Below are 6029 nucleotides of genomic sequence, written 5' to 3'. Positions count from 1 at the left end.
AGGCAATTATCTGGAGTGAAATCATGGAAAACCGAAGAAAACCTGCGCCTCCCGCCGCCACGCTCGACATAAACTGCGACTGCAAAGAATACGTGTAATGTTGAGCTCAACATTACACATACTCGCGCGGCGAGAGGTCGATGTCGAGGTCGGCGCGTTCGTCGGGTGAGAGCTCTCCCAGGCGCCTGTTGAGGATCGCCTCGGCGGTGCTGACCAGCTGGAGCACGACCGACTGACCGGCGTCGAGGTGCTGGCGTACCGCGGCGAGCACGGTCGGCAGCTTGCACGACAGGAGCAGCGACCCGAAGAAGCGTTGCTTGCAGCTCTCAAACCGTGAGCGCGCCGCAGCCTTGGCGCCAGCGTTTTTGGTGCCCCCGTCCAACGCGTCGACGACGCCGGTGAGTTCGAGCGCCTTTTCCATGTTGCGATGGATGATCCCCCAGGCATCGGCGTAGCTGTCGTAGACCGCGATCTGATCAGGCGTCAGCTCGTGGCGCAGGATGTCATACTCGACGCCGGCGAAGCTCAAGGCGCGCGCGGTGTAGAGCCCGGTTGCCTTGAGGTCGCGGGCGACCAGCTCCATGGCGGCGATGCCGCCCTGGCGGATCTGCGAGATGAACGCCTCGCGGTCGGCGAAGGCGGTTTCCGGCCCCCACAGGCCGAGCCGGACCGCGTAGGCGAGATTGTTGACCTCGGACGCGCCGGTCGCGGAGGCGTAGAGGACGCGGGCATCGGGCAGGCGGTTCTGGAGCAGCACGCCCGCGATGCCCTGCTGCGATCCGGATTTGGTGCCCATGGCCCCCTCCCCGCCCGCGACACCGCCCATCTCGTGCGCCTCGTCGAAGGCGATGACGCCCTCGAAGTCGTCGCCGGCCCAGGCGATGATCTGCTCGAGCCGGGTGGCGTCGCCGCGCCCCGAGCGCAGCGTCGGGTAGGTCACGAACAGCACGCCCTCGGCCATCGAGATCGGTTCATCGATCTTCCAGCGCGAAAGCGGCTGCACGTCGGCTGCCATGCCGCCGAGCGCCGACCAGTCGCGGATGGCATCGGCGTGCAAAGCCTCGTTCTTGGAGATCCAGATCGCCTTGCGGCGACCGCTCAGCCAGTTGTCGAGGATAACGGCTGCGACCTGCCTGCCCTTGCCCGCGCCGGTGCCGTCACCGAGAAAGAAGCCCTTGCGATAGGGCCGGCCAGTGGCATCGATGACGAGACCGACACCTTCCTTGTCGGGAGAGAAGGTGCCGGGGGTGAACTGCGTCCAGGCATGGCCGGCATAGACGACGGTTTCGAGCTGCGAGGAGGAGAGCATCCGCTCCGACACGGTGCGCTCGGGGAGGTTCGGGATGTGGGCGGGGATGGGTGCCGGGATCGAGCCCATCGCCACGGACTCGACCAGCGCCGTCGGATGCTCGCCGGCGGTGTCGAAGACGATGCGGCTCGGGCGGTACGGCAGGTAGACCCCGACCTGCTCTGCGAGCGGCGCGGGTGTCCCGAGCGCCTGGTAGCTGACAGGTAGCACTTCGTTACGCACGGGCGCGCGGAAGATGCGCGGACTGGCGGCAGGGCGCGATTTGACGCTGCGCAGGAGCGAGAGGCCCCCTCCCCGCTTTGCCGGTGCCGGGTCCGCGGTTTCCTCGACGAGACCGGCCCTGGCGGGGATTACCAGCGCGTCGAGGAGTTCGGCGACGTTACGGCGCTGGACGGTGACCGTCGTGGTATCGCCCACCGCCTTGTCGATGACGTAGAGCCGGACGGCGACACCGGTGCCGTGCTTGCCATAGCCGTGGGTGAGCCGGATCGAGGTGCGCAGCGAGTAGCCGGCAAGCGTCGCGGACCAGATCTCGCCCATACGCGCGGAGTTGGTGAACCAGTCCGGCATGATCGCGACCACGCGCCCGCCCGGGCGCAGGCGCCGGAGGGCGGCGCGCAGATGGCGTACCGCGGCAAGCGCATCGGCGCCGCGGCCGACCGAGCGCGAGAACGGTGGGTTCATGAGGATGAGGCTCGGGCGAGGCGCCGTAGCCATGGTGCTGACGATGGCGGCGCCGTCATGGCCGGTGATGCTCGCGGCCCTGAAGGTCGCGGCGAGGCGGGCACGACGTGCCGGGTCGATCTCGTTGAGGTGAAGCGCGGCGACGGCAGGAAGCTGCGCGACGAGCAGGCCGTTACCGGCGCTGGGCTCGAGCACGATGTCGTCCGGCGTGGCCGCGGCAAGCAGGACGGCGACCGCCGCGATATCGATCGGCGTCGAGAATTGCTGCCAGTCGACCTGATCCTCGCTGCGGACGGTCTGGGTCGGCAGGCGGGCGAGCAGCGCGAGCGCGGCGTGAACGTCACTGGCCGCTTCGAGAACCGGGGGCTGTCCCGCCAGGTGGAGGGCCATGGCATGTTCGAGCATCTCGAAGCTGTCGCGCTGGGTCCAGCGGCCATCGGCGTCCGATCCGCCGAGGGCTGCGACCATCGCGGTGTTGAGATCCTTACGGGTCACGTTGCCGTCACCGGCGAGGATGGGCAGGATCGAGCGGGCAGCGATCGTGGATGCGCCGTCCAGGGCGGACGGAAGCGCGAACAGGTCGGTCATGGGGCTGGTCTCCGGGTCCGGCTGCCTGATGCAGCTCGTGTACCTGCTCCCCCTCCCCTTCAGGCTCCGGGTTTCAGCATGTCGGCCCAGTCGCCGAAGCGCGACGGAGGCGGCATGCGGCGCAGCGTCAGTCCGCGGGGCCGATAGACCCCCCACGCCTTGCGCGCTGCGCGCCGGCCTTCGGGATCGTTGTCCTCGGCGAAGATCAGCGTGGTGACGCCCGGCGGGATGAAGACGCGATCGAGGCGGGCCGCGCCAAGCACTGCCCAGCACGGTATGTCGTTGATCCGCGTAAAGGCGGCCGAGGTCTCGAACCCCTCCCCCAGCGCCAGCGTGTCGCCTGCCCGGCCGCCCTGCCAGGTCGCGCCGGCCGGCGTGCCGATCATGACCTTGGCGAGATAGCCGCCGTTCGCCCTGTCGAGGAAGATGCGCTGCACGGCGCGGAGCGTGCGGCCTTCGCGCGCGGCGACCAGCAGCGCGGGCAGGAAGCGGGTGAGCGGTTTCGGACCCCAGGGGCAGCGGGGATGGTAGCGAAGGTCGGGAAGGTCTGAAGAAAGGCCACGACTGCGAAGGTACGCCTCCGCGATCGTGCCCTCAACCGGCAGCGCCTCGTCCCACAGCCGCTCGACGTTCGCCTGCCGGAGCGGTCGCGACGGCGCGGGTGGGTCGTAGTGCGCGCCGGGACGCAATCGGCCGATCTCGCGCAGCACATCGCCAGGGTCGCAGCCGGCGAAGCAGTGGACCAGAATACCATCATGGCCCTGGCGGATCGACAGGCTGGGTTCCCTGTCGGCATGAGCGGGGCAGCGGCAGGTCGCGACATAGCCACGCCATGTGCCGCCAAGTGTGCCGACGATATCGACTACCGTCTGCGTGGGTCTGAGAGCGATAAGGGGCATCGTCCCTCTCCTTTCATGCTCTCAACACCCCCTCCTCCTTCAATTAACTCGGGAACCATCGGTTACCTATCGGTCAGGTAGCCGCTAGCTATCGATGGGTGAGGTTAAATGATAGCTATCGGCTAGCTAGCTGATAGGTTATTTCTACCTACCTGCTATTTCTTTCTCGTATGCGAGTAGAGCAAGTTCTAGCACTTCGGTAAGCATCATTCCTTGCGCTTGAGCAATCTGCCGGATCCGGTGATCCCACTCCGGGGTCACCCGCGTCGCAAACTGTTGCGTGCGATTTGTTCGACGGGCTGACCGTGCGTCATATTTGGTCGAAACAGCAGTGGCATCGGCGGTGACGGGACGGGCAGGAGCTACCTCCGGAGCGGATAGGTTACCGCTTGCCTCATCTGTGGACGGGGGTATGCCTAGGCGACTACGCTTCAGCTTAGAAACATCTGCCATGTTATGCGGTTGCCTTGTCGATAAGGGACTGGATCAGTTTGTCGGCTTTGACATTGAGACCTGCAAAGCGCGTCTCGGTCACCGAACTTCCGCCGTTCTGTGCAAGCCGGTATGCAGGGCGTTCCAGTAGGGACCCGTCAAGGACGGTGTACCCCGCGTCGTGAAGGAAGTCTCGAGCATCGCTTTCTTCAGCGGCAGTACCGATCCGGTTCAGGGCGAACGCAAGGCGCTCGTTCGGAATGCCAGCTTTGACCAAGGCATGAAACTCCCTAACCCCGGGGCGGAGATCGTCGAGAGAAGCCCCTGTAGGTTGCACGACAAGGTTAGCGGCTCTTGCGATTTCAAGAGTGGCTTGGCTTGTTCGCGCAGGTCCGTCGATGATGAGGAGATCGAATCGCTCACTCGCGGCGAGAGCCTGACCGGCAGTCCCGAAGGCCTCAACGGATACCCGTGGTTCGATTTGCGCAGCTAGACGTGCGCGGTGCCAATCAACCGAGGTCCCTTGTTGGGTGTCCAGATCAGCGATCTTAACACTCAGTCCGCCTGCCGCGACCTCTCTAGCCAAAGCTCGTGACAGGGTACTTTTCCCCACTCCACCTTTTTGTGACACGAAGGCGACGACGGCTGTCATGAAAGGCTCCGTTGAAGGCTGACAAGCTGGTAGCTTGCCGCAGTCTGGCCGCTAGATAGCAGCCATCTAACAATCTATCAAGACGATAGGTTTCAGCTAGGTCGCTGCTAGGTTGCCGCTAGCTATACGCTTTGGTTTCCCTTTGGGCCGATAGGGTAATTTTTTTCCACCTTTTCACGAACGGCAAGACTGGCAATTTCGTCGCGAAAGGGCTCGACGATGTTGAAGGAAGTAACAGCCATAACCCTGCTTGTCGCAAGCCATGCGGTCCTTGCGGCGGATAGGCGTGCAGAGCTGGTGCCGTTTCGCGACGCAGGCGACGGCGTCGTCATCGACGTCGGCAAGCCACGGGTGGTCGCCGCGGTGCCGGCTGAGACCAGCGAGGCGCTTCCGATCGAAGCGCTTGCGGCAGATTTCCACAACATCGCTTTGCCACAGTACGTCGATGCGACAGCGCCCGTCAGCCGGTCGGCTATCCCGGTGCCGTTGTGGATGCAGACGGGGAGGGCGCTTCCTGGTGGATTGTCACCGGCGCTCGCACCGCTCACCTCCTATCTCTACAGTTCGTCGGCTTGTGCGCTTACGACTTACCGCCCGAGGGGTGATCTGCCGACGTGGCTGGAAGCGCGCCGTGCCCAATATTTCCCGCTGATCTCCGCCGTCGCATGCGAGGCCGGTGTTCCGACCGGGTTGCTGGACGCGCTGGTTGCGCAAGAGAGCCAGTATAATCCCGGCATCGTTTCGCCCAAGGGGGCTGTGGGTTTGACCCAGCTGATGCCTGGAACCGCTCGGGGACTTGGTGTCCTGGATTCGCGGGATCCGATCGCCAATCTGAGGGGAGGGGCGCGTTACCTTCGGACGCATCTGGACGAGTTCAAGCGCGTCGATCTCGCGCTCGCCGCCTATAACGCGGGGCCGGGGCGTGTGCGGACCTTGCGTCGCATCCCGCAGATCCGAGAGACCATCGACTACGTCTCTGCGATCACGCGAGGCTGGAGCAGTGCGGCGTTCAGGACAGCCTCGATCCAGACAGTGGACACGCCCAAACCCGTAGTAGCGGGCAGGGGGGTCGAGCTGCTGGCCTATACGTCGACGAGTGTCCCGAACCCAAGGTGGTGAGCGTAGTAGAGCGCGATCCCCAGGATCGCCGGCGCGCCGAGCAGATAGTTGAGCTGCCAGCGAACCCACATGCGCGGCATGACCAGGACCTTGTCCATGGCTGAAGCGGTCGGCAGCCGGCTCGTTCCCGATCGGTAGTCGTGCACCGTCTTGATGACGGCAAACACCGCGCACATCGCCACCATGACGCCGACCGCGGCGTAGAGCGAGAGCCAGGCCTGTAGTGTCGCTTGCGGCATGTTGAATACCTAGGGGGCACCTCAAGGTTTGTCATATGGACAGCGGCAGTCGGAACAAATGGTCAACAAAGGCCTGAGCGTTGCCGCAAAGTATATTAAGTTTCGTG

5 protein-coding genes are annotated in these 6029 nt (G+C 64.8%); 1 reads left to right on the top strand and 4 read right to left on the bottom strand.

Annotated features, from left to right (window positions below):
• Nucleotides 1-112: 112 nt before the first annotated feature.
• From J2Y58_RS20625 to J2Y58_RS20615, 3 genes are all read right to left on the bottom strand, one after another.
• Nucleotides 113-2581: a strawberry notch-like NTP hydrolase domain-containing protein gene (locus tag J2Y58_RS20625; RefSeq protein ID WP_310107304.1), complete on the bottom strand. Its 2469-nt coding sequence runs from the start codon at nt 2579-2581 to the stop codon at nt 113-115.
• A 59-nt stretch (nt 2582-2640) separates the two neighbouring features.
• Nucleotides 2641-3480 carry a toprim domain-containing protein gene (locus tag J2Y58_RS20620; RefSeq protein ID WP_310107302.1) on the bottom strand — a complete coding sequence of 280 codons (840 nt, stop codon included), beginning with the start codon at nt 3478-3480 and terminating at the stop codon, nt 2641-2643.
• Between the two features lie 454 nt (nt 3481-3934).
• Nucleotides 3935-4564, bottom strand: a complete 630-nt coding sequence (locus tag J2Y58_RS20615) for a ParA family protein (protein WP_310107301.1) — start codon at nt 4562-4564, stop codon at nt 3935-3937.
• Between the two features lie 219 nt (nt 4565-4783).
• On the opposite strand from J2Y58_RS20615, the gene J2Y58_RS20610 reads away from it, so the two are divergent.
• Nucleotides 4784-5683 (top strand): lytic transglycosylase domain-containing protein, encoded by a 900-nt coding sequence (locus tag J2Y58_RS20610; protein WP_310107300.1) that lies wholly within the window; start codon nt 4784-4786, stop codon nt 5681-5683.
• Here J2Y58_RS20610 and J2Y58_RS20605 read toward each other — a convergent pair.
• A complete protein-coding gene (locus J2Y58_RS20605; RefSeq protein ID WP_310107298.1) occupies nt 5647-5922 on the bottom strand; it encodes a hypothetical protein in 276 nt (91 codons plus the stop codon). The two genes, J2Y58_RS20610 and J2Y58_RS20605, sit on opposite strands and share 37 nt — an antisense overlap.
• Between the last annotated feature and the right edge of the window lie 107 nt (nt 5923-6029).

This window comes from Sphingomonas sp. BE138, from assembly GCF_031456125.1.
GTDB lineage: Bacteria > Pseudomonadota > Alphaproteobacteria > Sphingomonadales > Sphingomonadaceae > Sphingomonas.
This window is presented reverse-complemented; position numbering and strand designations above follow the sequence as displayed.

What these genes read in the sequence shown, in the direction of transcription:
- J2Y58_RS20615 (WP_310107301.1), bottom strand. Translation starts at nt 4,564, where the DNA reads ATGACAGCCGTCGTCGCCTTCGTGTCACAAAAAGGTGGAGTGGGGAAA.
- J2Y58_RS20620 (WP_310107302.1), bottom strand. Translation starts at nt 3,480, where the DNA reads ATGCCCCTTATCGCTCTCAGACCCACGCAGACGGTAGTCGATATCGTC.
- J2Y58_RS20605 (WP_310107298.1), bottom strand. Translation starts at nt 5,922, where the DNA reads ATGCCGCAAGCGACACTACAGGCCTGGCTCTCGCTCTACGCCGCGGTC.
- J2Y58_RS20625 (WP_310107304.1), bottom strand. Translation starts at nt 2,581, where the DNA reads ATGACCGACCTGTTCGCGCTTCCGTCCGCCCTGGACGGCGCATCCACG.
- J2Y58_RS20610 (WP_310107300.1), top strand. Translation starts at nt 4,784, where the DNA reads ATGTTGAAGGAAGTAACAGCCATAACCCTGCTTGTCGCAAGCCATGCG.